This is a genomic window from Winogradskyella pacifica (assembly GCF_013403915.1).
GTDB classification, from domain to species: domain Bacteria; phylum Bacteroidota; class Bacteroidia; order Flavobacteriales; family Flavobacteriaceae; genus Winogradskyella; species Winogradskyella pacifica.
Genome location: NZ_JABFDI010000020.1, coordinates 21051 through 46666, shown reverse-complemented (window position 1 = coordinate 46666; position 25616 = coordinate 21051). Strand labels below are relative to the sequence as shown.

Below are 25616 nucleotides of genomic sequence, written 5' to 3'. Positions count from 1 at the left end.
AACTATAATTCATAAGCATTGTTATTCACCATAAAAATAGAGTTCACTAAAAACAGTTTTCCATTTTCCCAGAAACTTCTAAAAAGTGTATTATCTACCATGTAAATAAAACTACCATTGCCCATATGTTCTTCACCAAATACTAAGGTTTGGTCTAAACTTTTCAATGCATTTTGTCCTGCAAAACCAGAATATACTTTGGTGTTATTTAAGTAAGCTACATTGTAGCCACTATCTAATAAACTATACGCCGTACTGCCTAATTTTAGTGTGAAGTAATTGTCGTCATAGCCAAAAGCCATAGGATGTGTATTATCTACTTTTGCGTTAAAAATAGCTCCAGTAATTAAGTTGTTACTGTATTCGCGTTCACGATCTGCGTAAGCGGTTAGGTTGTCTTTCTTTTTAACGTCATCTTCTTGTTTTTTATAATTGAGGCTAAAATTATCTTTACCAGCAAAGCTTCGCAGTGCTCCATCAATAGCAATCACTTTACCTCCAGCACGTACCCAGTCTTTAAGTTTAGTCATGTTGTCTTCCGTAAATACTTTTCTGTAATTACCATTCGGAAGAATTAAGACATGGTACTTGTCTAAATTTATGCTTCCAAAATCATCTGTATTGATTGAGGTTAAAGGGTAGTGCAATTGCTGCTCAAAGAAATGCCAAACTTCACCATAACTTAAAGACGATGTACCCTCTCCAGAAAGTACAGCCACCTTTTGATTATTCACCAATTTAATGTCTGGAGAGCCTATGTCAGGAGTCGTTTGTGAAAACCCTGAATTAATTTGCGTTAAGTGTTGTGCCTGTTCTTGAGCAATCGTATTTAAGGTTTCTAGGAAGTTTTTAATGTGTTTATTGTCTCCTTTAGTAATGATTAATGAACCACGTTCAAATTTATTGTTATTTGATGTGAAAGGTTTTTCGGTAAAACGAACTTTGAAATTATGTTTCAATAGCGCTGCCAAAAACTGTGCGTCATCCATAGAATTCCATTTACTAACATAGCCGTAAGTATCGGTTAACGTTTGCAGTTCTTTTTTACTTAAAAGTTCTTCACTCGGAATTTTGGTAGTGCTCGCCATCGCTTCTAATCCATAAGCATAAGGTAATGACCAAGCTGTGATATCGTAAGTTAAGGAATCCGAAAGTTTAGCATTTGGTTCAAATAAGGCTTTTACCATTTTACCTTTTGGCTGGTTGGCGTGAACAACTAAAGCCCTACTGTCAATGTTTAGAGAACCTTGTTTTCCAGTAGCATAATTCATGCCCGAAACTTTAGACGCTGTGGCATTTTCGAATGTGATATGGTGTTTGTTTAAAAGTGTTTTTAAGCTATTCAATTTATCTTCATTCCCTTTTAAAACGTAACTTTTATATTTTAAGTTGGAATTGTCAAAGAATTTAGCAAACTCAGTATTTAGTTGTTTAGCATTTTTTGAAGCCATTTCAACCGTTGAAAGTCCAGAGGTTGTATGATGCGTTAAGCGCTCCACTAAAGTTAAAACGTGACCTTCATCATTAAAGATCCCTAATCCTGCCATACCATGTCCACCTTGTTCGTAAGTCATTCCCATAGCTCCCATAAAAGTGGGATAGGTATCGCCATAACTCGGATAAAATAAATCGAAACGTTCTCTGGTAAAAAACAACCAACCTTCAGCATCAAAATATTTAGCGTGATTTTTTCCAATTTCGGTTTGAAAATCACGTTGCCAATCGGTAATCACTTCATGAAATGGTTCTGCGGCAGGCGCAAAATAATACGGTTCATTAATGCCTTGTTCATGAAAATCGACATGCACATGAGGCATCCACTTATTATACACTTCTAAACGTTGTTGTGTTTCTACTTGTGATGCCCAAACCCAGTCTCTGTTTAAATCAAAAAGGTAATGATTTGGTCGTCCTCCTGGCCAAGGTTCATTATGCTCGCTGGCTTGTCTGTCTATATCATAAGGTTGACTTGCCGTTTCATTATACCAATTGATGTAACGATCACGACCATCCGGATTCATGGAAGGATCAATAATTACAACCGTGTTTTTAAGCCACTCTTGTTTTTCAGTAAGTAATTTAAATAAGGTGAGCATTGCCGCTTCTGAGCTTGATGCTTCGTTACCATGAACATTATAACTTAACCACACAATGGCAATGTCATCTGCAGAAGATTCTCCGTCTAATAATCCGATGTTTTTTAAATTATTTTCTCGAATTGTTTCAAGATTTTTAATGTTTTCTTCGCTAGAAATATAAGCTAAATACAGACCTCTTCGTTCGTTTGTTTTACCGTAGGTTTCTAGTTTTACTTGGTTTGGAACTTGTTTTTCAACCGTTTTAAAGTAATCGATAACTTGATGATTTCGACTAAATTGTGTGCCTATTTCATAACCTAAAAAGTCACTTGGAGATGAAATGGTTTGAGCAGTTGTTAAGGGGAAGCTGCCAAAAACGACTATAAGAACTAAAATTAATTTTTGCATTTAATAAATTTTTTGATTGAAAGCTAGTAAAGATAGTTAGTGAAACTGAATTAACTAAAAATTAAGTCTAAAATATATTCCATTACATATCTTTGAAAAATGAAATCTATAAGTTCTTTTTTATATATTTGTACCTCTACTGGAGTTGGTCAGGCTCAACAATATGACAATTATATTTTTATTAATTCAAAAATTGATTAGTTATGACTAACAAAAACACAATCCTATTTAGGGATACCAACTATTTCTCAGACTTTATCTGTAATTATTTAGACCAAAAACCGGAATTAAACGACTTTTATAATCGTTTTCCGTTATTAGAAAATTTTGAAGCTCAGATAGAAGAGAAGCAATCAAATATTGATGATCACTTTGCCGAGAATCGACAGGTGTTAGTAAACACTTTAACTTCGCAATATAAAGATATTGAAACCTCAGGTGCCACTGCTGAGAATATCCAAAGCTTAGCTTCTAAAAATACGTTTACAATTACTACAGGTCACCAGTTGAATTTATTTACAGGACCACTTTATTTCTTGTATAAAATTATTTCAACCATAAATTTAACCAAGCAGTTAAAAGAAACATATCCAAAATACAATTTTGTGCCAATCTATTGGATGGCTTCGGAGGATCATGATTTTGAAGAAATAAATTATTTCAATTTTAAAGGGAAAAAAATACAATGGAATTCTAAACAAACCGGAGCAGTTGGTCATTTTGATACTAAAGGTTTAGATGAGGTCTTTGAAGTGATTTCTTTAGAATTTGGAGCAGGAAAAAACGCAGAACAATTAAAAGCATGGTTTAAGGAAGGGTATCTTCATCATAATAATTTAGCGGATGCGACTCGTTATTTGGCAAACCAGTTATTTGGAGAACACGGTTTAGTAATTTTAGATGCAGATGATAGCGAACTGAAACGTTTGTTTATTCCGCAGATGCAAAAAGAAATGTTAGAGCAAACAGCATTTAAAACCGTTTCTGAAACTAATAAGAAGTTAGAAGATTTAGAATTAAAGATTCAGGTAAACCCAAGAGAAATCAACCTCTTTTATATTAAAGATGGTTTACGAGAACGTATTATAGAAAGTGATGGAGTGTATTCAGTACTCGATACTGATATTAGATGGAGCAAGAGTGAGCTGCTAGAACACCTCGATGAGATGCCAGAGCGATTTTCACCCAATGTCATCATGCGTCCGTTATATCAAGAAGTCATTTTACCAAATCTATGTTACATTGGTGGAGGTGGAGAAATGATTTATTGGTTACAATTAAAATCTAATTTTGAAGCGCAGAAGGTGACATTTCCAATGTTATTATTAAGAAACTCAGCTTTAGTGACATCTAAAAAACAAGCCTCAAAACTTGAAAATTTAAATATTTCAAACAAAGATTTATTTTTAGATAGGCATTCATTTATCAATAAAAAAGTTCGAAAAATTTCGAATATAGATATTGATTTTTCAGAGCAAATTCAACATTTAGAATCACAATTTAAAGGCCTTTATGATTTAGCAGACCAAACCGATAAATCTTTTGTTGGTGCTGTAAAATCGCAAGAAGTCAAGCAAATAAAAGGATTGAAACAATTAGAAAAGCGATTGTTATTAGCTCAGAAACGCAAATTAGCAGATCAAATAGAACGTTGTACAGAACTACAAGAGCAATTGTTTCCTGGTCAAAGTTTACAAGAACGAAATACTAATTTTTCAGAATTGTATTTAGAATATGGTGATCAGCTAATTCCTGAAATACTAAAAGCCTTAGAACCTTTAAAAGGTGAGTTTTTAATTCTTAATTTAGAATAATTCATGCATAAAATTGATATTGAACTTGTTGAAATGACCTTAGATGTTATGAAATATGTCATAGGACGAGTTTCAGCAACAGAACATAAAATCGGAAAACCAAGAAAATCTGAAGAATTAAAAGCAGCTGTAGGTGAAACTATAACCGAAAAAGGAGTCGGAGGAGAGTATGCTTTTAACTTATGGAAAGAGCATTTAGCAACTGCAAATGTGCCTGTAGATCATCCTCGTAATTTAGCGTTTGTACCAGCGTCACCAACCAAAGCAGCCATTATGTTCGATTTAATAACGTCGGCATCGAGCATTCACGGAGCCTATTGGATGGAAGGTGCAGGAGGTATATTTTGCGAAAATGAAGCTATGAAATGGATGGTGTCCTTAACAGGTTTACCAGAAGGAGCATTTGGGGTATTTACAAGTGGAGGTACAGCAGCTAACTTATCAGCCATTGTTACAGCAAGAGAACATTGGAGAGAAAACCCAGAATATCAGCGCGAAAAAGGATTAATTATTACGTCTATTGGAGCGCACTCATCTGTAAAAGCCATGGCAAAAGTCGCTGATGTAGATATTGTGATGGTCGATTCTGAAGAGCATTTAACAGGCGAGGCTCTAAAGGAAGCTATTGCTACTTTAACAGCACATCAACGCAAATGTTTGTTTGCAGTTGTAGCTACAGGAGGAACAACCAATGCAGGAATTATTGATGATTTAGAAAGTGTTTCAAAAGTATGTGAAGATGAAAATCTATGGTTTCATGTTGATGCTGCTTATGGAGGAGGTGCTTTAGTTGCTGATTCGGTTCGTCATTTATTTAATGGTATTGAAAAAGCAGATAGTATTACTATAGATCCACATAAATGGATGTTTTCGCCTTACGATTGTGGAGCTGTGATTTATAAAAACATGGAATTGGCAAAAAATGCCCATTCGCAACAAGGCTCGTATCTCGAAATTTTTAAAGATGAAGGTGCACATGGATTTAATCCAACCGATTATCAAATTCAATTAACAAGACGCGTTAGGGGATTGCCATTATGGTTTTCACTAGCAACCCACGGAACAGATCGTTACAAGGAAGCGGTTGAGCGTGGTTTAGAATTAGCACAAATTGCAGGACGACTTATAGAAGCGCATCCCAATTTAGAATTGGTGCGAGAGCCAAGTCTGTCTTGCGTACTTTATCGAAGAATAGGTTGGCAGCCCGAAGATTACACACATTGGACTTATGAAAATCACGAAAAAGGATTCGCATTAGTGACACCAACTAAATGGAAAAATGGGGATACGTATGAAACCTGTTCGCGTTTTTGTTTTATCAATCCTGATACCACTGAAAATGATATTGCGATGATTCTAGAAACTATGATCTAATTGAAACGTAATGACGTGTTAAATGAATGAATTATTTGATGGTTTTGTGATATTAACTTAATAACACAAAAGTTGGTTTTATGTTAAAAACTTAATCCAAAAAATTATAAATCATAAAACGTAATTTCCAAATCAATCCTTATTTTTGCGCATGCAACACAACAAAGTCCTAATATTAGATTTCGGATCGCAATACACACAACTTATTGCGCGTCGCGTTAGAGAATTAAACATCTACTGCGAAATTCACCCTTACAATAAAATTCCTTCAGATTCAGAAAGCTTTAAAGCGGTAATTCTATCTGGTAGTCCAAACTCTGTTAGAGGAGAAGCAGTGCTTCATCCTAACTTAGAAGACATCAGAGGAAAAAAACCGATGCTAGCCGTTTGTTATGGAGCCCAATATTTAGCCCATTTTTCTGGTGGTAAAGTTGCGGAATCCAATACAAGAGAATATGGAAGAGCAAATTTAGCTTTTATTAAGCCTGATGAGGATTTCTTCGAGAACATACACGAAGGCAGTCAAGTATGGATGAGTCATAGTGATACCATAAAGCAACTACCAACAGGAGGGGTCCTTTTAGCAAGTACAAGCGACGTTGAGAATGCAGCTTATAAAATTGAAGGTGAACAAACGTATGCCATTCAATTTCATCCTGAAGTTTACCATACTACGGATGGTCATCAACTTTTAAGCAATTTCTTAATTAAGATTGCGAAGGTTGAGCAAGACTGGACACCACAATCTTTTGTTGAAGAAACCGTTGATAGTCTTAAGGAGCAATTAGGAAACGATAAAGTGGTCCTGGGTTTATCAGGAGGAGTAGATTCGTCTGTAGCTGCCATGTTATTGCATAAAGCTATTGGCAAAAACCTCTATTGCATCTTTGTAAATAACGGATTATTACGAAAAAATGAATTCGAAGATGTATTACATCAATACGAAGGCATGGGACTTAATGTAAAAGGGGTAGATGCTTCGGCACGCTTTTTGGATGCTTTAAAAGGGTTGAGTGATCCTGAGCTTAAAAGAAAAGCAATTGGATCCGCATTTATCGACGTTTTTGATGTTGAGGCGAATTTAATTAAAGATGTAAAATGGTTGGCTCAAGGTACTATTTATCCTGATGTGATAGAAAGTGTATCGGCAACAGGAGGACCAAGTGCGACTATAAAAAGTCATCATAATGTTGGTGGATTGCCAGATTATATGAAATTAAAAATAGTAGAACCATTAAGAGCTTTATTTAAGGATGAAGTTAGACGCGTAGGAGCTTCTATGAATATGGATAAACAGTTATTAGGTCGTCATCCTTTTCCTGGTCCAGGTTTGGCAATTCGGATTCTTGGAGATCTAACCGCTGAAAAAGTACGTATATTACAAGAGGTTGATGCTATTTTTATTAATAATCTCCGTTCTTGGAACCTATACGATAAAGTATGGCAAGCAGGTGCAATGCTATTACCTGTGAATAGTGTGGGAGTCATGGGCGACGAGCGTACCTATGAAAAATGTGTCGCTCTAAGAGCTGTAGAAAGTACAGACGGAATGACTGCTGATTGGGTGAATTTACCGTATGAGTTTTTACAAAAAACATCAAACGAAATTATAAATAAAGTGAAAGGTGTGAATAGAGTTGTTTACGACATCAGTTCAAAACCACCAGCAACTATTGAGTGGGAGTAAAAAAAGTTATCAGTTTACAGGTACAGTATATAGTGAAAAAACAAAAAAAAGTCACTGATCACTGAACGTAGTCGATTTGCAGTCTCAATCACTGTATAAAGTAAAAAAGTAAACTGTTTTAAATAGCCATTTACAGTAAAATAGAATTCATGAAAAATATCTTAACCATCATTTTAATTGCTTTTACAATTGGTCTAAGTGCTCAAGACTACATTGAGCACACCGTTAAGCCAGGTGAAACAATTGAAAGTATTGCCAAGGGTTATTTAGTGACTCCGTTTGATATTTATGCACTAAATCCGGATGCTAAACGTAAGTTTCAGCCTAATACAGTTTTAATTATTCCAAACTCTAAAGTTAAGAATAACGCTATTGTAGAAGATAGTAGAGAACTTATTGGTTATAAAAATCATAAAGTAAAACGTAAAGAAACCTTATACGGATTAACAAAAGAATACAATGTTTCTGAAGAAGAAATTAAAAAAGCAAACCGTTTTTTGTATTCTGAAAATCTTAAAAAAGGCGATAAAATTAGAATACCAAAATACAGAACGCAAGTATCTAAACAAACCTTAAATAATACCGTAAAAAAATATACGGTTCAGGCTAAGGAAGGGAAGTGGAGAATTGCTTATAAATTTGGAATTTCTGTTACTGAGTTAGAAGCTTTGAATCCATTTATGAATGAAACCATTCAGCCAGGAGATGAGCTAAACGTACCTAATATTGGTGATAACGAAGAAAAAAAAGTTGAATCGACTTTTGGGTATTACGAAGTGTTACCTAAAGAAGGTTTTTTTAGACTAAAAGTAAAATTAAATTTAACTCAAGAACAACTAGAAAAATTAAATCCTGAATTAAAAGAGACAGGTCTAAAAGCAGGAATGGTATTAAAAGTACCAGCAAATGTTGACACAACGAGTAGCTTAGAAATTGTTAAAACCACAAACTTAAAAAGTAATCTAACCAATTTTAAGACTAAAAAAATAGCCTTAATGTTACCGTATCGTCTCGATAGAATTGATGTAGATGCGGTTGAAGAAACCAAACAGAAGATAAAAGAAACACGTTTATTATCTACAGTATTAGATTTTCACGTTGGTGTTATGATGGCTTTAGATTCTGCTAAGCAATTAGGGATTTCAACAGATTTAAAGGTTTTTGACACGCGTTATCATGTTTCAAAAACAGCGGATATTTTAGCTGATAATGATTTTTCTGATTATGATGCTGTGATTGGTCCAATGGAAGAAAATAGTTTTAACCGTGTCGCAATGACATTAAAAGCCGATAATATTCCTGTTATTGCCGCTATGAACAAGCCAAAGCAAGTTTATAGTAATGTCTTCCAAACCTTACCAGAAAATAAGTTGTTAAGTAAAACAATGATCGATTTTGTAAAAGCGGATAGTTTAAAGACTAAAGTGGTTATTATTTCAGATCATGCGCACAGAACGAGTAGTGAAGCGTTACAAAAACAATTTCCAAACTCTAAGCTAATCTTAACTCAAAAAGATAAAAAAGATAAGACAAAAGATGCCTATTATATTTATCATTCTAATTTACAAAATGTGTTTTCTGCCGGTAAAACGGTTGTGTTTTTAGAAACTGAAAACACATCTTTAGCTTCTAGTGTTATTAGTATGCTTAATGGTTTTGCTGTAAATAAAACTGAAATTGTATTAGCAACTCTAAACAAAGGGAAAGCATTTGAAGGGAAGGATATAGACAATAATAATTTGTCTCATCTTAAATTTCATTACCCATCTGTACATAAGGATTTTGACGAATCGAAATCAAATGGTTTCGTAGATAGGTACCGTAAAGAATATGGAGTATCCCCAAGCAAATATGTAGCGCGTGGATTTGATATTACTTTAGATCTTTTAATGCGATTGGCTTCTGCTGAAAACCTATATGAAGCATCAATAGATTCAATTGAAACGGAATATATCGAAAATAAATTCAGATATAATAAAGCCTTAATGGGCGGTTATGTTAATGAAGCAGTATATATTGTAAAGTATGATGACCTCAGAATTGTAAAGGCTGAGTAAGTCGTTAAAAAAGGTTATTGATAGTAATTTCCTAGTCTTATAGCGTATTTAGTATTCTAATATCGAAAAAGATTTTACATTTAATTCGAAATAATTACTCTTGAAAAACCTACTTATAATTATAACCTTACTTTTTCTTGGAGGTACGTCTCATGAAGAATCTGTAACTTGGAATGAAAAAACCAAGCTAACTTGGGCCGACTTTAAAGCGCCACCAAGTTTAACGTCTAATGCTGTTGCTGTTACTGCGTCAGGTATTACTTTTGGATATGCCGTTAAGACGTCTGGAGAAAGAATCGTTGACTTCTCTACCACTGTAGAAGCGCACTTTTATCCAAATAAGTCTTGGTACATAAAGGAAAAAGGAAACCCTCATGTTTTGGCTCATGAACAGTTACATTTTGATATTACAGAACTTTATGCACGTCAATTTAGAGCACAAATAACAAAGTTGATTGTTAATCAAAATGTAAAAGAGCAGATGAACAGGCTACATGCTAAAATTAATGAAGCCGTAAATGAAACTCAAAAACTTTACGATGAGCAAACTAACCATTCTATGAATATTGAAATGCAAGAGGAATGGGAAACAACAATTCAAATTGAACTTAAGAAATTTGAAGACTACAAGTCACAATAATTTAGGAGCTTTTATCTACACTAAAATTTAATTAAAAATGGAATTAGACGGCACAGTTTTAATTGAATTGGCACATTACAAAATGCCATTTGGCAAATACAAAAATCAATACTTAATAGACGTCCCAGAACATTATTACATCTGGTATCAACAAAAAGGATTTCCTGAAGGAAAACTTGGTCGTATGATGGCACAGATGTGCGAAATAAAAATCAATGGCTTAGAAGAGTTGATTTATACGATTCGTAGGGATTTTAAAAAGCAGCGTTAATACTGTTTTCAGAGTAAAACTCAAGTTAGAGGTTATAGAATCACGGTAATCTGTTTAGGAAATTCTTTTGAGTTACAGCAATGATGAAACGCAGCAATAGAATAAAAGTTGAAGTTGTTTATTTGCGACAATACACAAATTATGATCTTCTTTACGTGCTTGTTGTTAGGATTTATTATTGCCGCTTCCGGTAGTATTGTCCCTAGTTTTTTGAATTTGACTGTTGTTAAGTTTAGTTTAAAAAGTGGACGGAAATCGGCTTTATATCTCATTGGTGGTTTTGCGACCGTATTATTTTTTCAAGCGAATATTGGCGCTTATTTATCAAGTGTTCTAATGAAAAATTCTGAATATATTTCTACTATACAAAAAATTGGTACAGGGATTTTATTCTTGGTCTCTATTCATTTTTTTAGATTACATTTTACTTTAAAAAAACAGAAAATTAAAACGGAAATTAAGAAGTCTAAAGCTTATTTTCATGGCATAGGTATGTCGCTGCTCAATACTTTTGCAATTCCGTTTTACTTTACAGCGATTTCTTTTTTAATAGGATTAGATTATTTTGAATACTCTTTTTTAAATAGTTTTTACTTTTCAATAGGTTCAACCTTTGGTTCGTTTATATTATACGCTATCTATGCCACAGTCGCTAGTAGAATAGAGCATAAACTAACTTTTATAGCAACTAAAATGGATTTTATATTAGGGTGCTTAACAGGTGTAGTTGCTATGGGGAATCTCATTTATTTAATTTAAGTCAGCTCTGTGTTTTTAGACGGAGTGTTTAGAACTAAAAGAGCATTTTTGTTTAGTTATTATTAAAGATAAATAAGTCTGATTACTGTTTCTTCCGTAGCGTAACTGCCTTATATATTCGGTTAAATTATTCTATATGGAAATACCTTTTGCTTTTAAAAGTAAATTAAGTATATCATAAGATTGAAATGTGCGTTATGTGCTTGTTTGTAATGTTTTGTCATTCAGTAGCTAAGGTTCTAATTCGTTTGTGTTTAACGATAGAAATAATAACATATTAACAAACCATAAACAAATAGAGAATAACTCATTAAATTTCGTAATTTTGCCTGCGTTTAAAAGCGTATCATGACCACAAACCCTAAGTATATTTTTGTAACTGGCGGCGTGTCTTCTTCTCTCGGAAAAGGCATAATAGCTGCATCTTTAGCTAAACTCCTTCAAGCACAAGGTTACAGAGCAACCATTCAGAAATTAGACCCATATATTAATATCGATCCAGGTACCTTAAATCCTTACGAGCATGGAGAATGCTATGTTACGGATGACGGAGCCGAAACAGATTTAGATTTAGGTCATTACGAACGTTTTTTAAACGTACCAACATCACAAGCTAATAACGTAACTACTGGTAGAATTTATCAGAGTGTTATCGATAAAGAAAGACGTGGTGAGTTTTTAGGAAAAACGGTACAAGTCATTCCACACATTACAGACGAGATTAAACGTAGAATCCAAATTCTTGGAAATTCTGGAGATTATGATATCGTTATAACTGAGATAGGTGGAACCGTTGGTGATATTGAGTCTTTACCATACATTGAAGCTGTTAGGCAGTTAGAATGGGATTTAGGTGAGCATAATACTTGTGTTATACATTTAACTCTTGTGCCTTATTTATCTGCTGCAGGTGAATTAAAAACCAAACCAACACAGCACAGTGTAAAAACATTAATGGAAAGTGGAGTGCAAGCTGATATCTTAGTTTGTAGAACAGAACATCCACTTAGTGATGGTATAAAAACCAAACTTGCACGTTTTTGTAATGTAAAAAAGGAAGCGGTTATAGAGTCTATTGATGCTTCTACTATTTATGATGTACCAAACTTAATGTTAGAAGAAGGTTTGGATAAAGTAGTTTTAAATCAGTTACAACTTAAAAGTGATGTGCCAGATTTAAAACGTTGGAACGAATTTTTAAAACGTCATAAGAATCCTAAGAGTGAAGTTACCATTGGTTTAATTGGTAAATATGTAGAGCTTCAAGATTCTTATAAATCTATTTTAGAATCGTTTATTCATGCAGGAGCAGAAAACGAAGTTAAGGTTAATGTAGAACCAATTCATTCTGAATATTTATCAGAGAGCAATATAGAATTCAAATTAGGTCATTTAGATGGTGTTTTAGTAGCTCCAGGTTTTGGTGAACGTGGTATTGAAGGTAAGATTGATGCTGTGCGTTTTGTGCGCGAACAAAATATTCCGTTTTTAGGAATTTGTTTAGGTATGCAAATGGCAGTAATAGAATATGCTAGAAACGTACTAAACCTTAAAGACGCGAATTCTGTTGAAATGGATGAGCGTACTCCAAATCCTGTAATTAATTTAATGGCATCACAAAAAGGTGTGGTTAATAAAGGAGGAACTATGCGTTTAGGAACTTGGGATTGTAATATTGAAAAAGATAGTATTGCCTATAAAGTTTATAATTCAGAAACGATTACAGAAAGACACAGACATCGTTTTGAATTTAATAACGATTATAAAGACCAATTTGAAAAAGCAGGAATGAAAGCTACTGGCCTTAATCCTGAAACTGGTTTAGTAGAAATTGTAGAAATTCCTGAAAACGACTGGTTCGTTGGTGTGCAATATCACCCAGAATATAAGAGTACAGTAAAAAGTCCACATCCGTTATTTGTAGCATTTGTGGCTGCTGCTCTAAAATACAAGAAGAAGAAAAAGTAATAATTAATATGTCACTTTGGCGTAAAATACATTTTGGACAGTTTTTTGGGTTGTTCAATTGATATCATATAAGACCTGTCAGATTTAAAAAACATGACAGGTCTAAAATTGAAAATTAAAGATGGAAGAAAAGAAATTCGACGTTAAATCAATAATAGGTTTTGTCCTTATTTTTGGTATATTATTATTTATAATGTATCAAAATCAACCAAGTCCAGAAGAACTTGAAGCTCAGAAAATAGCAGAACAAGAGCAGGTTGAAGCTGAAAAAAATCAAAGTAAGCAAAATGAAACTTTAGTAACGTCGTCTTCGGATTATTCTACAAATACGCAAGCTTTAGATTCTACACAAAAAGTTGCACTTCAAAATAAAGTTGGTTCTTTTGCTTATGCATTAACCTTACCAACTGTAGGTGACAAATTTACAACGGTTGAAACCGATGTTTTCGAATTAAAGTTTAATACTAAAGGCGGTCACTTAGCAGAAGTAAAGTTGAGAAACTTTGTAGATTACGATTCTGTGCCAGTTTATATGGTGAGGGATAATAATAGTGCTTTTAATATTACATTTGGTACTTCGGATAATAGAACATTAAATACACAAGATTTTCCTTTTCAACCAAGTGTCACTAAAAGTGGCGAGAACACTATTGTTTCTATGAAACTTAAAGTGTCTGAAACGGCATTTTTAGAATACCGGTATGAGTTGAAGCCTAATGATTATATGATTGATTTTTCAATTAGATCTCAAGGTTTAAGTGGGGTATTTAATACATCGCAACCTATTGAATTAGATTGGAAACAAAAAAGTATTCGTCATTCTAAAAGTATAAGTTACGAGAATCGTTATACCAGATTAACGTACATGTACGATGATGGTAAAGTTGATAAATTATCACAAGGTAGTGATGATGATGAAACTGTTGATGATGTAGAATGGCTTTCTTACAGACAGCATTTCTTTAGTTCTATCTTAGTAGCTAACGATAGCTCGTTTAAAAAAGTAACATTGACCTCTTTAGATTTAGTAGAGGATGAAGAAATAGATACTTTATATACTAAGTTATATACTTCTAAAATGCCATTAGCTTTTAATGGTGGAGAATTAAATCAAAACTTAGGTTTATACTATGGACCTACAGATAACGCTACTTTAAAAGATTATGATAAAGGTTTAGAAGAAAGTATCCCTTTTGGATGGGGAATTTTTGGATGGATCAATAAAATTTTATTCATTCCATTATTTGGTTTCTTAAGTCAACACTTACCATCTTATGGTATTGCAATTATTGTGATGACTATTTTGGTTAAAATTGTACTATCATTTGTACAGTATAAGCAATTCTTGTCGCAAGCTAAGATGAAAATCTTAAAGCCAGAATTAGATGCTGTAAGAGAAAAGTACAAGGACAATAAGTTAAAAGCACAGCAAGAAACTATGGCTATTCAAAGCCGAGCAGGGGCAAGTCCGCTTAGTGGTTGTTTGCCAGGTTTAATGCAGATTCCTGTATTCTATGCCTTATTTATGTTTTTCCCAACAGCTTTTGAGTTAAGACAAAAAGGATTTTTATGGGCAGACGATTTAAGTTCTTATGATTCGGTTTTAGATTTACCTTTTCACATTCCATTATATGGAGATCACGTGGCTTTATTTCCGATTTTAGCTGCAATTGCTATTTTCTTTTACATGAAAATGACTACTGGCCAGCAAATGGCAACACAACCAACACAAGAAGGGATGCCAGATATGGCTAAGATGATGAAGTATATGATTTACTTCTCTCCAATTTTAATGTTGATTTTCTTTAACAACTACGCATCAGGTTTAAGTTTGTATTATTTTATCTCTAACTTAATTAGTATTGGTATTATGTTAGTAATTAAAAACTACATAATTGATGAGGATAAAGTGTTAGCTAAAATTGAAGTCAGCAAAACGAAGCCTAAGAAACAAAACAAGTTTCAGAAGAAAATGGCTGAAATGATGGAGCAAGCTGAACAGCAAAAGCAGTCACAACAAAAAGGAAAGAAGAAATAAGTATTTCAACTTTCTATTCGTATAAGATTTATAGCCTCAACATTTTGTTGAGGCTATTTTATTAAAAATAGTATGCAGATGATAATTGATCTTTGTAACAAAGCAGATATTAAAATAATCGTTGATGGTCTTAACGCTTATAATTTAGATAAGGTCGCAGCATTATCGCCTATTTGGACACCTTTAGAATTCTGTATAAAAAATGAACAAGGCGATGTCATAGGTGGTGTTTTAGCTGGTATTAACTATTGGAATGGTTTAGAGATTAAAATTTTATGGGTCGATGAAGGCTATAGAAAACAGGCCTTAGGAACTAAGCTTTTAAGTTATATAGAAAAGGAAGCTACAAAAAGAGGAGCAACTATGGCAATGGTTGATACTTTTGATTTTCAAGCAGAAGGTTTCTATATTAAGAATAACTACGAAATTATTGGTGAAATTAAAGATTTCCCAAAAGGGCATCGACGGATTTACTTTTCGAAAGTATTACAATAAAAAAGACTCAAACCTTTTACAGTTTGAGCCTTTACTTAACTAATTAATCAACGTATTTAAAGTGAGGCTGTCAACCTTAATTTTACTTTTATTGCATTGGTAAAAGTACCTTGTCAATGACATGCACAACACCATTCATAGACTGAATATCTACTAAGCTAGTCACAATATTACTAACACGGTCGTTAGAATCTGTTAACGTAAACGCAGTGTTGTCAGCAGTAATTTCTCCACCTAGAGTCATAACAGCTCCATTTGGTAAACCACTAGATTGTATGTTACCACTTACGATATGATACGTTAAGACAGCGTCTACTGTTGCTGGTGCTAAATCACCAAGAGTAGTATTTCCTGAAGGATCTAACTCTAATAATAAATTAGCGAAAGCGTCATTTGTTGGCGCAAATACTGTAAATGGTCCAGCAGAAGCATCAGAAACTGTAGAAATGTATGGTACTGTTGGTGTACCAGTGTCAGCCAATGCTAATGCCGCTACTAAATTTGATAAAGCAGGATTGGTTGTCGCAAACGTCGCAATTGTTGGTAAGCCAATGACTTCATCAACAATATGTACAATACCATTACTAGCAAGGTTATCAGCATTAGTTACCGCAGAAGAACCGTTTAACATCACGCCATTCGATGTTGTGTAGTATAAACTTAAGTTAGCTCCATTAGGTCCTGTTGCAGCCGTGTTCGTATAACCAGATCCAGCGTCAACTAAATTAGTTGATGTTACTGTTGATCCGATTATTACATGGTTCAATAAAATGTTTTTTACTAAGGCGTTTTCTGCTGTAGATAAATTGTTTAGATCTAAACCAGTATCGGCTAATAATTGTGCAAATGCAGCATTACTAGGTGCAAATACAGTAAAAGGGCCTTCACCTTGCAAGGTTGTTACTAAGTCAGTGGCTTGCAATGCAGCAGCTAAGCTCGTTAAATTGTTTTCTAAAGCGATGTCAACTACAGTTGTAGGAGTTGGTGATGTTGTGTTATCATCATCATCACTACAAGACGTAAAACCTATAACCAATAGAAATACTGTAAGTAATTTGAAGTTTTTTGAAATAATTTTCATTGTTTTGAGTTTTTATATTGTTCAACATTCAAACCTTAATCGGTTTGTTTAACAAAAATACAAAATGATTAAACAAAAAGTTTTTACGCTTTTCACTTTAACACTATTTTTAACATCTGCTTATGCGCAAAACTCAGTCAATCAATTTGATAAAGACGGACTAAGGCACGGTACATGGACTAAAAACTATCATAACACCAAACAGAAACGTTATGAAGGAACTTTTAAACATGGAAAGGAAATAGACTCATTCAAATTTTACACCTTGTCTTCAGGAAAAAGTGTGCTAAGTGCGATAAAAGTCTTTAATGAAAGCGACAGCATTGCTAATGTTACTTTCCTAGCTTCAAATAAGAAAGTGATTAGCGAAGGTAAAATGAATGGCAAACGATTTATGGGGCCTTGGACATTTTATCATAAAAATTCTGCTGCTAAAATGATTGTAGAGAATTATAATGAAGAGGGATTACTGCATGGTGAGCGCTTTGTGTATTTTAAAAATGGAGTCGTTGCAGAAAGTGCCAATTATAAGAATGGTAAACTTGATGGTGAATCAAAATGGTTTTCCGAAAAAAGTGTCGTGTTAAGACATACACATTATAAGGACGATGAGTTGGAAGGTAAAACGATTAATTATGATGCTTTAGGTAATATAACTTCAGAAGGAAATTATATTAAAAGTCAGAAAAACGGCATTTGGAAATACTATAAGGATGGTGAACTCTCCAAAAAAATAGACCATACCACACAAGAAGTCTTATTTAAGAAAGAATAGCTTAAAGCTATGCGCTCTATAGAATTTCAGAATGGCAATCTTAATAGGATTGCCTTTTTTATTTGTAATTTTGCCGAAGTTTTTCGAACAAAAACATTATGAATATATAATGTTCATGTTTTTAGATTGTCCCCTTTACGGGACTTTAAGGGTGTTTTTAAAAAAGCACTAGTTATTAATTAAAAGAGATACCTGCTTTGGCAGGTAATTAATATGAAAAGAGTCATCGTAGGACTTTCAGGAGGAGTAGATTCTAGTGTTGCAGCCTATCTTTTAAAAGAGCAAGGGTATGAAGTTATTGGGCTGTTTATGAAAAATTGGCATGATGACTCTGTAACCATCTCTGATGAATGTCCATGGTTAGAAGATAGTAATGATGCCATGTTGGTGGCGGACAAATTGGGTATTCCTTTTCAAACGGTAGATTTAAGCGTACAATACAAAGAGCGTATTGTAGATTATATGTTTAATGAATACGAAAAAGGACGTACACCAAACCCAGATGTACTTTGTAACCGTGAAATAAAGTTCGATGTTTTTATGGATATCGCCTTAGAGTTGGGAGCAGATTACGTTGCAACAGGTCATTATTGCAGAAAAGGAATCATCGAAAAAGATGGAAACCAAATCCATCAGTTGTTAGCTGGTGCAGATGATAATAAAGATCAATCCTATTTTCTTTGTCAATTATCTCAACAACAATTGGCGAAAGCTTTATTTCCTATTGGTGAATTACAAAAACCAGAAGTAAGAGAAATTGCGAAAGCTCAAGATTTAATTACGGCTGAAAAGAAAGATTCTCAAGGCTTGTGTTTTATAGGAAAAGTAAGATTACCAGAATTTTTACAACAACAATTAAAACCCAAAGCAGGTGATATTGTAGAGGTGTCAGATACGTTTGAAACTTATAGTCAAGCGCTACCAGAATTCGATTCAAAAGAAAACGAATTAGAATTTTTGTCTAAAAAACCGGTTTATAGTTTAGCAGACGGAAAAGTAGTCGGTAGACATCAAGGCGCACATTATTTTACCAAAGGTCAACGTAAAGGTTTAGGAGTTGGAGGTACAGTAGAGCCTTTATTTGTTATAGATACAGACGTAAAAGACAATGTAATTTACACAGGTCAAGGGAAACAACATCCTGGTTTATACAGAAATGTATTGTTTGTGACTAACGAAGAATTGCATTGGGTGCGTGAAGATTTAGCAATAAACGAAGGAGAAACCATGGAAGTCATGGCAAGAATCCGTTACAGACAAACCTTAGAGAAAGCCACTTTGCATAAAGTCGCTTCAGGGATGTATGTGGAATTTGAAAGCAAACAATCCGCAATTACCGAAGGTCAATTTGTGGCTTGGTATATAGAAGACGAATTGTTAGGTTCAGGAGTTATTTCTTAACTTGGCTTTAAATAAATTTTTCTGATAGATTATATAGAGATCGTCAGTTCGAGTGATTTTTAACTGTTTTCTAGTTGAAAATAATCTCGATAACAAGTTAGATGTATAGTCTTATGAAAAACAGTTTTACAATACTACTTTTAATTTTTATTACCAATAGCTTTGCTCAAGAAGACGCTTGGATTTATCTTACTGACAAACCAAATGTTTCAACAGCACTAGCAAATCCTACAAGTATTCTTACTCAAAAAGCAATAGACAGAAAACAGAGGCATAATATTACTATTGATGAACGCGATGTGCCAGTCAATGAAATTTACATTTCAGATTTAAAAGCCCAAACAGGAATTACGGTTTTGGCAAAATCGAAGTGGTTTAATGCTATCCATGTTAGAGGGACTGAAGAAAATATTAACGCTTTAAGCAACTTAACTTTTGTTGAAAGTATTGATTTCGCGAATAAAAACTTGAATACGTCGTCAAGAAGTGCATCACAATTAAGCAAAACAGAAATAGAAGATGGAACCGTTGCTTTTATTTATGGAGATACACAAAATCAGGTAGAAATGATTAATGTAGATAATCTCCATTTAGCAGACTTTACAGGTGAAGGCATTACTATTGCTGTTATGGATTCTGGGTTTCCAAATGTAAATACTATGGGCGCATTTCAGCGTTTACGAGATAATAATGATTTATTAAATGGTTATGATTTTGTAGATAGAACCTCAGATGTGTATGCATTTACAGGAAGTAATCATGGTACAAAAGTACTGAGTACAATGGCTGCATTTGTACAAGATCAGTTTGTAGGAACAGCACCAGATGCGTCTTATTATTTATTTAGAACAGAAGATGCTGGTAGTGAAAACCCGGTAGAAGAAAGTTATTGGGTAGAAGCTGCTGAGCGTGCCGATAGTTTGGGAGTAGATCTCATTAATACGTCTTTAGGATATACCACTTATGATAATTCTAATTACAGTTATGCACCTTCTGACATGAATGGTCAAACCGCTTATATTTCAAAAGGAGCTTCCATAGCTGCAGAGAAGGGAATTTTAGTAGTGGTTAGTGCTGGTAATGCTGGTGCAACAGATTGGCAAACTGTTGGTGCACCCGGAGATTCACCAGATGTCTTGTCTATTGGAGCCGTAGATGGAAATGGAAATTTTGTGTCGTTTAGCTCGCAAGGTGGGCCAGCTCAAATTGGCTATCAAAAGCCAGATGTGGTAGCTAGAGGTGGAGCCGCTTATGTGGTTAGTGAATTTAATAGTATCGTTCAAAATAATGGTACATCGTTTAGTAGTCCTATTCTCTGTGGTGGTATCGCGTCGTTATGGCAAGCATTACCAGATGCTTCACCAACCGAAATAAAAGATTACGTTAGGCAATCAGCCTCACAGTTCAATACACCAGATGATTTTTTAGGATTTGGAATTCCGGATTTAGATTTGGCAAAAAACTTAGCGCTATCAATTAAAGAGGAACAGCTTGGTGATTTTAAATTTTATCCAAACCCGGTAAAATCGAATTTGAACATCGTCTTACCCTCAACTGTAAATCAATTAGAGGTTTCAATTTATAATCAATTAGGTCAAGAAATTTTGAATCAGATTATAACCGAAAATTCTAAAACCATAAATGTTTCAAGTTTTACAGCAGGAATTTATTTGATTAGATATTCATCTCAGAACATTTCAAAAACATTAAAGTTTATTAAAAGTTCTAATGAATAATTTACGTTAGTTCGAGTGATTTCGAGTTGTGAGAAATCGTATAGAGAGCAGCATGAACTATAATTCCCTTAGTACAATAAAAATTATCCTCATTTTCAATCGTGAAATTCACTTGAATTGCCGAAATTTATACGTTTTTACAACAGATATAATTTCAAACTATGGCAAATAGAATCACATCACTTTTCAATATAAAATATCCAATTATCCAAGCAGGAATGATTTGGAACAGCGGCTGGAAATTAGCTTCTGCATCAAGTAACTCGGGAATCTTAGGGTTAATTGGTGCAGGCTCAATGTATCCAGATGTTTTTCGAGAACACATTCAAAAATGTAAAGCGGCAACCGACAAGCCTTTTGGTGTTAACGTACCCATGTTGTATCCAAATGTTCAAGAGATCATGGATATCATTGTAGAAGAGGGTGTGAAAATTGTTTTTACGTCTGCCGGAAATCCGAAGACTTGGACCAAATGGTTACAAGATAAAGGGATTACAGTGGTGCATGTGGTTAGTAGTGTAAAGTTTGCTTTAAAAGCACAAGAAGCCGGTGTCGATGCTATTGTTGCCGAAGGTTTTGAAGCCGGTGGCCATAATGGAAGAGATGAAACCACAACGTTAACCTTGATACCAATGGTAAAAGAACAACTTGAAATTCCTTTAATTGCAGCAGGTGGTATTGCCACAGGAAAAGCCATGTTAGCCTGTATGATTTTGGGTGCGGATGGAGTACAGGTGGGAAGTCGATTTGTAGCGAGTGAAGAATCCTCGGCACACCAAGCGTTTAAACAAGTGGTCGTTGATGCCAAAGAGGGAGACACACAATTAACTTTAAAAGAATTAGCTCCTGTAAGATTAGTGAAGAATAAATTCTACAACGATTTACAAGAACTCTATAAAACAAGTCCAACATCAGAACAACTTAAAGAATTATTGGGAAGAGCTAGAGCCAAACGTGGTATGTTTGAAGGAGATCTAGAAGATGGTGAACTAGAGATTGGTCAAATCGCAGGATTGATTCATGATGTGAAACCAGTTGCTAAAATTGTTGAAGACATGATCAGTGAATTTGAGGACGCTAAGAAATCCTTGATTACATTATAGTTAGATTTTATATGTACTGATAATTAAATTATAGTTAAGTAGCTATAAATATGATAATTAAGGTGGTTTTGTTTTGTCATAAAAATTAAATCTAACTTTATTTTTTGTGAGATGATAATTTATTGAATTACGACGTTTTAAAACTCCTAATTACTTATTTCTTTTTAAGAAAAAACCTAAATTTGTGCTTGCTAATTTTAGCTAGTAGCGTATGAATTTAACCACCGAAAACATCCTCTTAATAGGTTCACTATTACTTTTTATAAGTATTATAGTAGGAAAGACATCTTATAAATTTGGAGTACCAACATTAATACTCTTTTTAGCTATAGGAATGTTAGCCGGTTCAGACGGTATTGGTGGTATTCGTTTTGATGATCCTAAATTAGCACAGTTCATTGGTATCGTTTCTCTTAACTTTATATTGTTTTCTGGTGGTCTAGACACCAACTTCAAAGCCATAAAACCCATTCTTAAAGAAGGGCTTATTTTATCCACACTGGGCGTTTTTCTTACTGCAGCAACCCTTGGTATATTCGTTTGGTTTGTTACAGATTTTACGATTTATGAAAGTTTACTATTAGGTTCTATTGTGTCTTCTACAGATGCAGCTGCCGTATTTTCTATTTTACGTTCAAAAAATTTAGCATTAAAAACAAACTTAAGACCAACATTAGAGCTCGAAAGTGGAAGTAACGATCCCATGGCTTATGTGTTAACCCTAGCGTGTTTAAGTTTAGTAATTAATCAAGATCAGAGTATTCCCACGATGATTTTCATGTTTTTTCAACAGATGATCTTGGGTGGTATTGCAGGTTTTGCCTTTGGTAAATTGAGTAGGATTATTATTAATAGAATTAAGTTAGGTTTCGAAGGACTTTATCCAGTTTTAGTAATTGCGCTGATGTTTATTACATTTTCGGCAACTGATTTTGTTGGGGGGAATGGATTCTTAGCTATTTATATATGTGCCGTATATTTAGGAAACCAAGATTTAATACATAAATCTACAATTCTAAAAATGTTTGACGGGATAGCATGGTTAATGCAAATTGTCTTATTCCTTACTTTAGGTTTACTCGTATTTCCGTCTCAAATTATCCCTTACATGGGTATAGGGTTGTTAATCTCCGTATTCCTTATTCTTGTTGCACGACCAGCAGCGGTGTTAATAAGTCTCATGTTTTTTAAAATGAAAATGAGAAGACGCTTTTATATTTCGTGGGTTGGTTTACGTGGTGCCGTTCCAATAGTATTTGCGACGTATCCGCTTTTGGCAGGTATTGATAAAGCCAATATGATATTTAATATTGTTTTCTTTATTTCAGTGACTTCTGTTTTAATTCAGGGGACAACCTTATCGTTATTTGCAAAATGGTTAAATGTGGCGTTGCCAGAAGAAGTAAAACCTATTGCAGAGAATGATCGCTACATTCTTAATTTGCCTAAATCAGCAATGGAAGAAATCTTAATACCGCCCCATAGTTTTGCCGTAGATAAACGAATTATAGATTTACATTTTCCTAGGTCGGCATTTATTGTAATGATTAAGCGAAATAATAAATTTGTGCGCCCAGGAGGTTCTACAGTTATTGAAGCTAATGATACTTTAGTCGTTCTATTAGATAATGAAGATAGCTTAAACGAAGTGAACGAAATACTAGATAAAACCTTAATAGGTTAAAATTAGTATTTCACGTTACCGCAGTAGATAATAATGTTTAATTTTTATTTGTAGTTCTAAAATTTATCGTTATTATTAAATGACTAAAATAATGCCAACTAATTAGTTTTTAATGACTCAAATTATCATATCATGAAAAGAGTAATAGTTTTATTTATAGTGCTTTATGGTTTTTATTCTTGTAATGAAACGTCGAATGGTGATGGGTACGAAAAAATTGATTGGAGTACGAGACAAGCAAATATTCAGCCTACTGATTCTTTAGAATCGGGAAAATCATATCTATCCGTTTATTCTCAAATTTATAGCTATTCTCAGCACAAAATGTATAATCTTACGGCAATGATAAGTATTAGAAATACAAGTGCTAAAGACACGATGTACTTATCTAAAGTAGATTATTTTGATACACATGGTACCTTATTAAAAACGTATTTTGAGAACCCGGTTTACTTAACTCCAATGGAAACTTTAGATATTGTTATTAATGAGGTTGATATAGCAGGTGGTACAGGTGGTAATTTTATTTTTGATTGGCAAACACCTAAAAATTCGCCTGAACCTATTTTTGAAGGGGTAATGACATCTACATCTGGTCAACAAGGTTTATCTTTTTTAACGCAAGCAAAAAGAATTGATTAATAGCCTTTAATTTTAGACGTTAATAGCGTCCTATTAAAATTTCAAAGACACCTATTATTTACTAAATAATTCATTCTTAAAACTAAATGGAAGTAGTACTTTTGCGCCATGGTTTTAAGCAACTACACTAAAGAATTTAGATATAATCTTAAACTCGCATCTCCTGTGATGTTGGGTATGCTTGGTCATACTTTTGTGAGTTTTGTAGATAATATCATGGTTGGCCAATTAGGGGCTACAGAATTAGCGGCAGTCTCTTTAGGGAACAGCTTTATTTTTATTGCCATGTCTATAGGAATTGGTTTTTCTACAGCTATTACACCTTTAGTGGCAGAAGCTGATACTGAGAAAAATTTCGAAAAAGGAAAATCTATGTTTAAGCATGGACTTTTTCTTTGCACCGTTTTAGGATTGGTTTTATTCGGCATCTTATTATTTGCTAAGCCTTTAATGTACATTATGGATCAACCAGAAGAAGTGGTCGATTTAGCGATTCCGTATTTAGATTTGGTAGCATTTTCATTAGTACCACTGATAATTTTTCAGGCATTTAAACAATTTAGTGATGGTTTATCGCTAACCAAATACCCAATGTATGCTACAATTGTAGCTAACTTACTCAACGTCGCTATTAACTATGTGTTGATTTTTGGAAAATTTGGTTTTCCTGAAATGGGAATTGTCGGTGCAGCCGTTGGGACTTTAGTTTCTCGTTTTGTTATGGTCGCTTATTTGTGGTGGTTACTAGCTAAACGCGAAAAATCAAAAGCCTACGTAACTAACATAAAGTTCTTTGAATTAAGTAAAGAACCTATGAGAAAACTAAGCAATTTAGGACTGCCAAGTGCAATGCAAATGTTTTTTGAAGTCGGAATTTTTACAGCAGCCATTTGGTTAAGTGGAACTTTAGGAGCCAATGCACAAGCGGCTAATCAAATCGCCTTAAATCTATCATCTATGACGTTTATGGTAGCCACAGGATTGAGCGTTGCGGCAATGGTTAGAGTTGGAAATCAAAAAGGTTTAAAAGATTTTACAGCTTTAAAACGTATTGCTGAATCTATATTTTTTGTTGGGTTTATTTTTGCGGTAATTTTTGCTTTACTCTTTGTAGCCTTCCACCAATTACTTCCTGATTTGTATGTGGATTTAGATGATCCTGAAAATGCAGTAGATACAGCAGAAGTTGTGAAAATAGCGGCAACATTATTATTAGCAGCAGCTGTTTTTCAGATAAGCGATAGCCTTCAAGTGATTGCCCTTGGTGCGTTACGTGGGTTGCAAGATGTAAAAATACCGACTATAATTACCTTTATTTCGTATTGGGTTGTCGGTTTTCCTATTAGTTATTATTTAGGGAAAGCAGAAGCTTATGGAAGCCTTGGTATTTGGATTGGACTCATTGCAGGTTTAACTGTAGCGGCTATTCTATTGTTTATTAGATTCAATATACTGACCAAAAAACTTATCGTTAAATCATCAAATTAAGGAATGATATTAAAGAGTATTTTGATATTTCAATATTACTCGAGTAGCTCATTCAAAATCTATATATTTGCAACTTAAGTTGAAAAACTGAAGACTTTCAAACACAAAATTCAAAAA

19 protein-coding genes are annotated in these 25616 nt (G+C 33.9%); 17 read left to right on the top strand and 2 right to left on the bottom strand.

The genetic code is table 11. The features are described from left to right. Positions 1–2: 2 nt before the first annotated feature. Positions 3–2486 (bottom strand): M14 family metallopeptidase, encoded by a 2484-nt coding sequence (locus HM984_RS15325; RefSeq protein WP_179349796.1) that lies wholly within the window; start codon positions 2484–2486, stop codon positions 3–5. Positions 2487–2689: 203 nt separating this feature from the next. Between HM984_RS15325 and bshC the strand changes: the two genes are divergently transcribed. The 10 genes from bshC to HM984_RS15275 all read left to right on the top strand — a co-directional run bounded on the left by bshC (position 2690) and on the right by HM984_RS15275 (position 15589). After that, entirely contained in the window at positions 2690–4300 is a 1611-nt protein-coding gene (gene bshC, locus HM984_RS15320; RefSeq protein ID WP_179349795.1) for a bacillithiol biosynthesis cysteine-adding enzyme BshC, read from the top strand. Between the two features lie 3 nt (positions 4301–4303). Next, entirely contained in the window at positions 4304–5674 is a 1371-nt protein-coding gene (locus tag HM984_RS15315; RefSeq protein ID WP_115810013.1) for a pyridoxal phosphate-dependent decarboxylase family protein, read from the top strand. 151 nt (positions 5675–5825) lie between these two features. Further along, positions 5826–7361, top strand: a complete 1536-nt coding sequence (gene guaA / locus HM984_RS15310) for a glutamine-hydrolyzing GMP synthase (protein WP_179349794.1) — start codon at positions 5826–5828, stop codon at positions 7359–7361. Between the two features lie 149 nt (positions 7362–7510). Next, on the top strand, positions 7511–9418 hold the full coding sequence (locus HM984_RS15305; protein WP_179349793.1) for a LysM peptidoglycan-binding domain-containing protein: 1908 nt from the start codon (positions 7511–7513) through the stop codon (positions 9416–9418). 100 nt (positions 9419–9518) lie between these two features. After that, the gene (locus HM984_RS15300) at positions 9519–10058 is read left to right on the top strand and encodes a DUF922 domain-containing protein (RefSeq protein WP_115810019.1); all 540 of its coding nucleotides are present in this window, start codon (positions 9519–9521) and stop codon (positions 10056–10058) included. 37 nt (positions 10059–10095) lie between these two features. Next, positions 10096–10329 (top strand): DUF3820 family protein, encoded by a 234-nt coding sequence (locus HM984_RS15295; RefSeq protein WP_115810021.1) that lies wholly within the window; start codon positions 10096–10098, stop codon positions 10327–10329. 141 nt (positions 10330–10470) lie between these two features. Continuing rightward, complete coding sequence (locus HM984_RS15290) at positions 10471–11088, top strand: LysE family transporter (RefSeq protein WP_115810023.1); 618 nt, start codon at positions 10471–10473, stop codon at positions 11086–11088. 348 nt (positions 11089–11436) lie between these two features. Next, positions 11437–13056, top strand: coding sequence for a CTP synthase (gene pyrG, locus HM984_RS15285; RefSeq protein ID WP_115810025.1), 1620 nt, complete (start codon positions 11437–11439; stop codon positions 13054–13056). Positions 13057–13177: 121 nt separating this feature from the next. Continuing rightward, on the top strand, positions 13178–15094 hold the full coding sequence (gene yidC / locus HM984_RS15280) for a membrane protein insertase YidC (RefSeq protein WP_179349792.1): 1917 nt from the start codon (positions 13178–13180) through the stop codon (positions 15092–15094). Between the two features lie 78 nt (positions 15095–15172). Beyond that, the gene (locus HM984_RS15275; RefSeq protein WP_257018510.1) at positions 15173–15589 is read left to right on the top strand and encodes a GNAT family N-acetyltransferase; all 417 of its coding nucleotides are present in this window, start codon (positions 15173–15175) and stop codon (positions 15587–15589) included. Between the two features lie 88 nt (positions 15590–15677). Here HM984_RS15275 and HM984_RS15270 read toward each other — a convergent pair whose 3' ends face one another. Then, positions 15678–16670, bottom strand: a complete 993-nt coding sequence (locus HM984_RS15270) for a fasciclin domain-containing protein (RefSeq protein ID WP_115810031.1) — start codon at positions 16668–16670, stop codon at positions 15678–15680. A 64-nt stretch (positions 16671–16734) separates the two neighbouring features. On the opposite strand from HM984_RS15270, the gene HM984_RS15265 reads away from it, so the two are divergent. The 7 genes from HM984_RS15265 to HM984_RS15235 all read left to right on the top strand — a co-directional run bounded on the left by HM984_RS15265 (position 16735) and on the right by HM984_RS15235 (position 25499). Continuing rightward, a complete protein-coding gene (locus HM984_RS15265; protein ID WP_115810033.1) occupies positions 16735–17445 on the top strand; it encodes a toxin-antitoxin system YwqK family antitoxin in 711 nt (236 codons plus the stop codon). Positions 17446–17658: 213 nt separating this feature from the next. Further along, complete coding sequence (mnmA, locus tag HM984_RS15260) at positions 17659–18846, top strand: tRNA 2-thiouridine(34) synthase MnmA (protein WP_179349790.1); 1188 nt, start codon at positions 17659–17661, stop codon at positions 18844–18846. Positions 18847–18959: 113 nt separating this feature from the next. Further along, entirely contained in the window at positions 18960–20582 is a 1623-nt protein-coding gene (locus tag HM984_RS15255; RefSeq protein WP_179349789.1) for a S8 family serine peptidase, read from the top strand. 161 nt (positions 20583–20743) lie between these two features. After that, on the top strand, positions 20744–21685 hold the full coding sequence (locus tag HM984_RS15250) for an NAD(P)H-dependent flavin oxidoreductase (protein ID WP_115810040.1): 942 nt from the start codon (positions 20744–20746) through the stop codon (positions 21683–21685). A gap of 211 nt (positions 21686–21896) precedes the next feature. Then, positions 21897–23369 carry a potassium/proton antiporter gene (locus HM984_RS15245; RefSeq protein WP_179349788.1) on the top strand — a complete coding sequence of 491 codons (1473 nt, stop codon included), beginning with the start codon at positions 21897–21899 and terminating at the stop codon, positions 23367–23369. 132 nt (positions 23370–23501) lie between these two features. Beyond that, on the top strand, positions 23502–24011 hold the full coding sequence (locus HM984_RS15240; protein ID WP_179349787.1) for a DUF3124 domain-containing protein: 510 nt from the start codon (positions 23502–23504) through the stop codon (positions 24009–24011). Positions 24012–24119: 108 nt separating this feature from the next. Then, a complete protein-coding gene (locus tag HM984_RS15235) occupies positions 24120–25499 on the top strand; it encodes an MATE family efflux transporter (RefSeq protein WP_179349786.1) in 1380 nt (459 codons plus the stop codon). The last annotated feature ends 117 nt before the right edge of the window (positions 25500–25616 follow it).

Excerpts from the sequence above, each read along its gene's own strand:
- HM984_RS15325 (WP_179349796.1), bottom strand. The coding sequence starts at position 2,486 with ATGCAAAAATTAATTTTAGTTCTTATAGTCGTTTTTGGCAGCTTCCCC.
- bshC (WP_179349795.1), top strand. The coding sequence starts at position 2,690 with ATGACTAACAAAAACACAATCCTATTTAGGGATACCAACTATTTCTCA.
- HM984_RS15315 (WP_115810013.1), top strand. The coding sequence starts at position 4,304 with ATGCATAAAATTGATATTGAACTTGTTGAAATGACCTTAGATGTTATG.
- guaA (WP_179349794.1), top strand. The coding sequence starts at position 5,826 with ATGCAACACAACAAAGTCCTAATATTAGATTTCGGATCGCAATACACA.
- HM984_RS15305 (WP_179349793.1), top strand. The coding sequence starts at position 7,511 with ATGAAAAATATCTTAACCATCATTTTAATTGCTTTTACAATTGGTCTA.
- HM984_RS15295 (WP_115810021.1), top strand. The coding sequence starts at position 10,096 with ATGGAATTAGACGGCACAGTTTTAATTGAATTGGCACATTACAAAATG.
- HM984_RS15290 (WP_115810023.1), top strand. The coding sequence starts at position 10,471 with ATGATCTTCTTTACGTGCTTGTTGTTAGGATTTATTATTGCCGCTTCC.
- pyrG (WP_115810025.1), top strand. The coding sequence starts at position 11,437 with ATGACCACAAACCCTAAGTATATTTTTGTAACTGGCGGCGTGTCTTCT.
- yidC (WP_179349792.1), top strand. The coding sequence starts at position 13,178 with ATGGAAGAAAAGAAATTCGACGTTAAATCAATAATAGGTTTTGTCCTT.
- HM984_RS15275 (WP_257018510.1), top strand. The coding sequence starts at position 15,173 with ATGATAATTGATCTTTGTAACAAAGCAGATATTAAAATAATCGTTGAT.
- HM984_RS15270 (WP_115810031.1), bottom strand. The coding sequence starts at position 16,670 with ATGAAAATTATTTCAAAAAACTTCAAATTACTTACAGTATTTCTATTG.
- HM984_RS15265 (WP_115810033.1), top strand. The coding sequence starts at position 16,735 with ATGATTAAACAAAAAGTTTTTACGCTTTTCACTTTAACACTATTTTTA.
- mnmA (WP_179349790.1), top strand. The coding sequence starts at position 17,659 with ATGAAAAGAGTCATCGTAGGACTTTCAGGAGGAGTAGATTCTAGTGTT.
- HM984_RS15255 (WP_179349789.1), top strand. The coding sequence starts at position 18,960 with ATGAAAAACAGTTTTACAATACTACTTTTAATTTTTATTACCAATAGC.
- HM984_RS15250 (WP_115810040.1), top strand. The coding sequence starts at position 20,744 with ATGGCAAATAGAATCACATCACTTTTCAATATAAAATATCCAATTATC.
- HM984_RS15245 (WP_179349788.1), top strand. The coding sequence starts at position 21,897 with ATGAATTTAACCACCGAAAACATCCTCTTAATAGGTTCACTATTACTT.
- HM984_RS15240 (WP_179349787.1), top strand. The coding sequence starts at position 23,502 with ATGAAAAGAGTAATAGTTTTATTTATAGTGCTTTATGGTTTTTATTCT.
- HM984_RS15235 (WP_179349786.1), top strand. The coding sequence starts at position 24,120 with ATGGTTTTAAGCAACTACACTAAAGAATTTAGATATAATCTTAAACTC.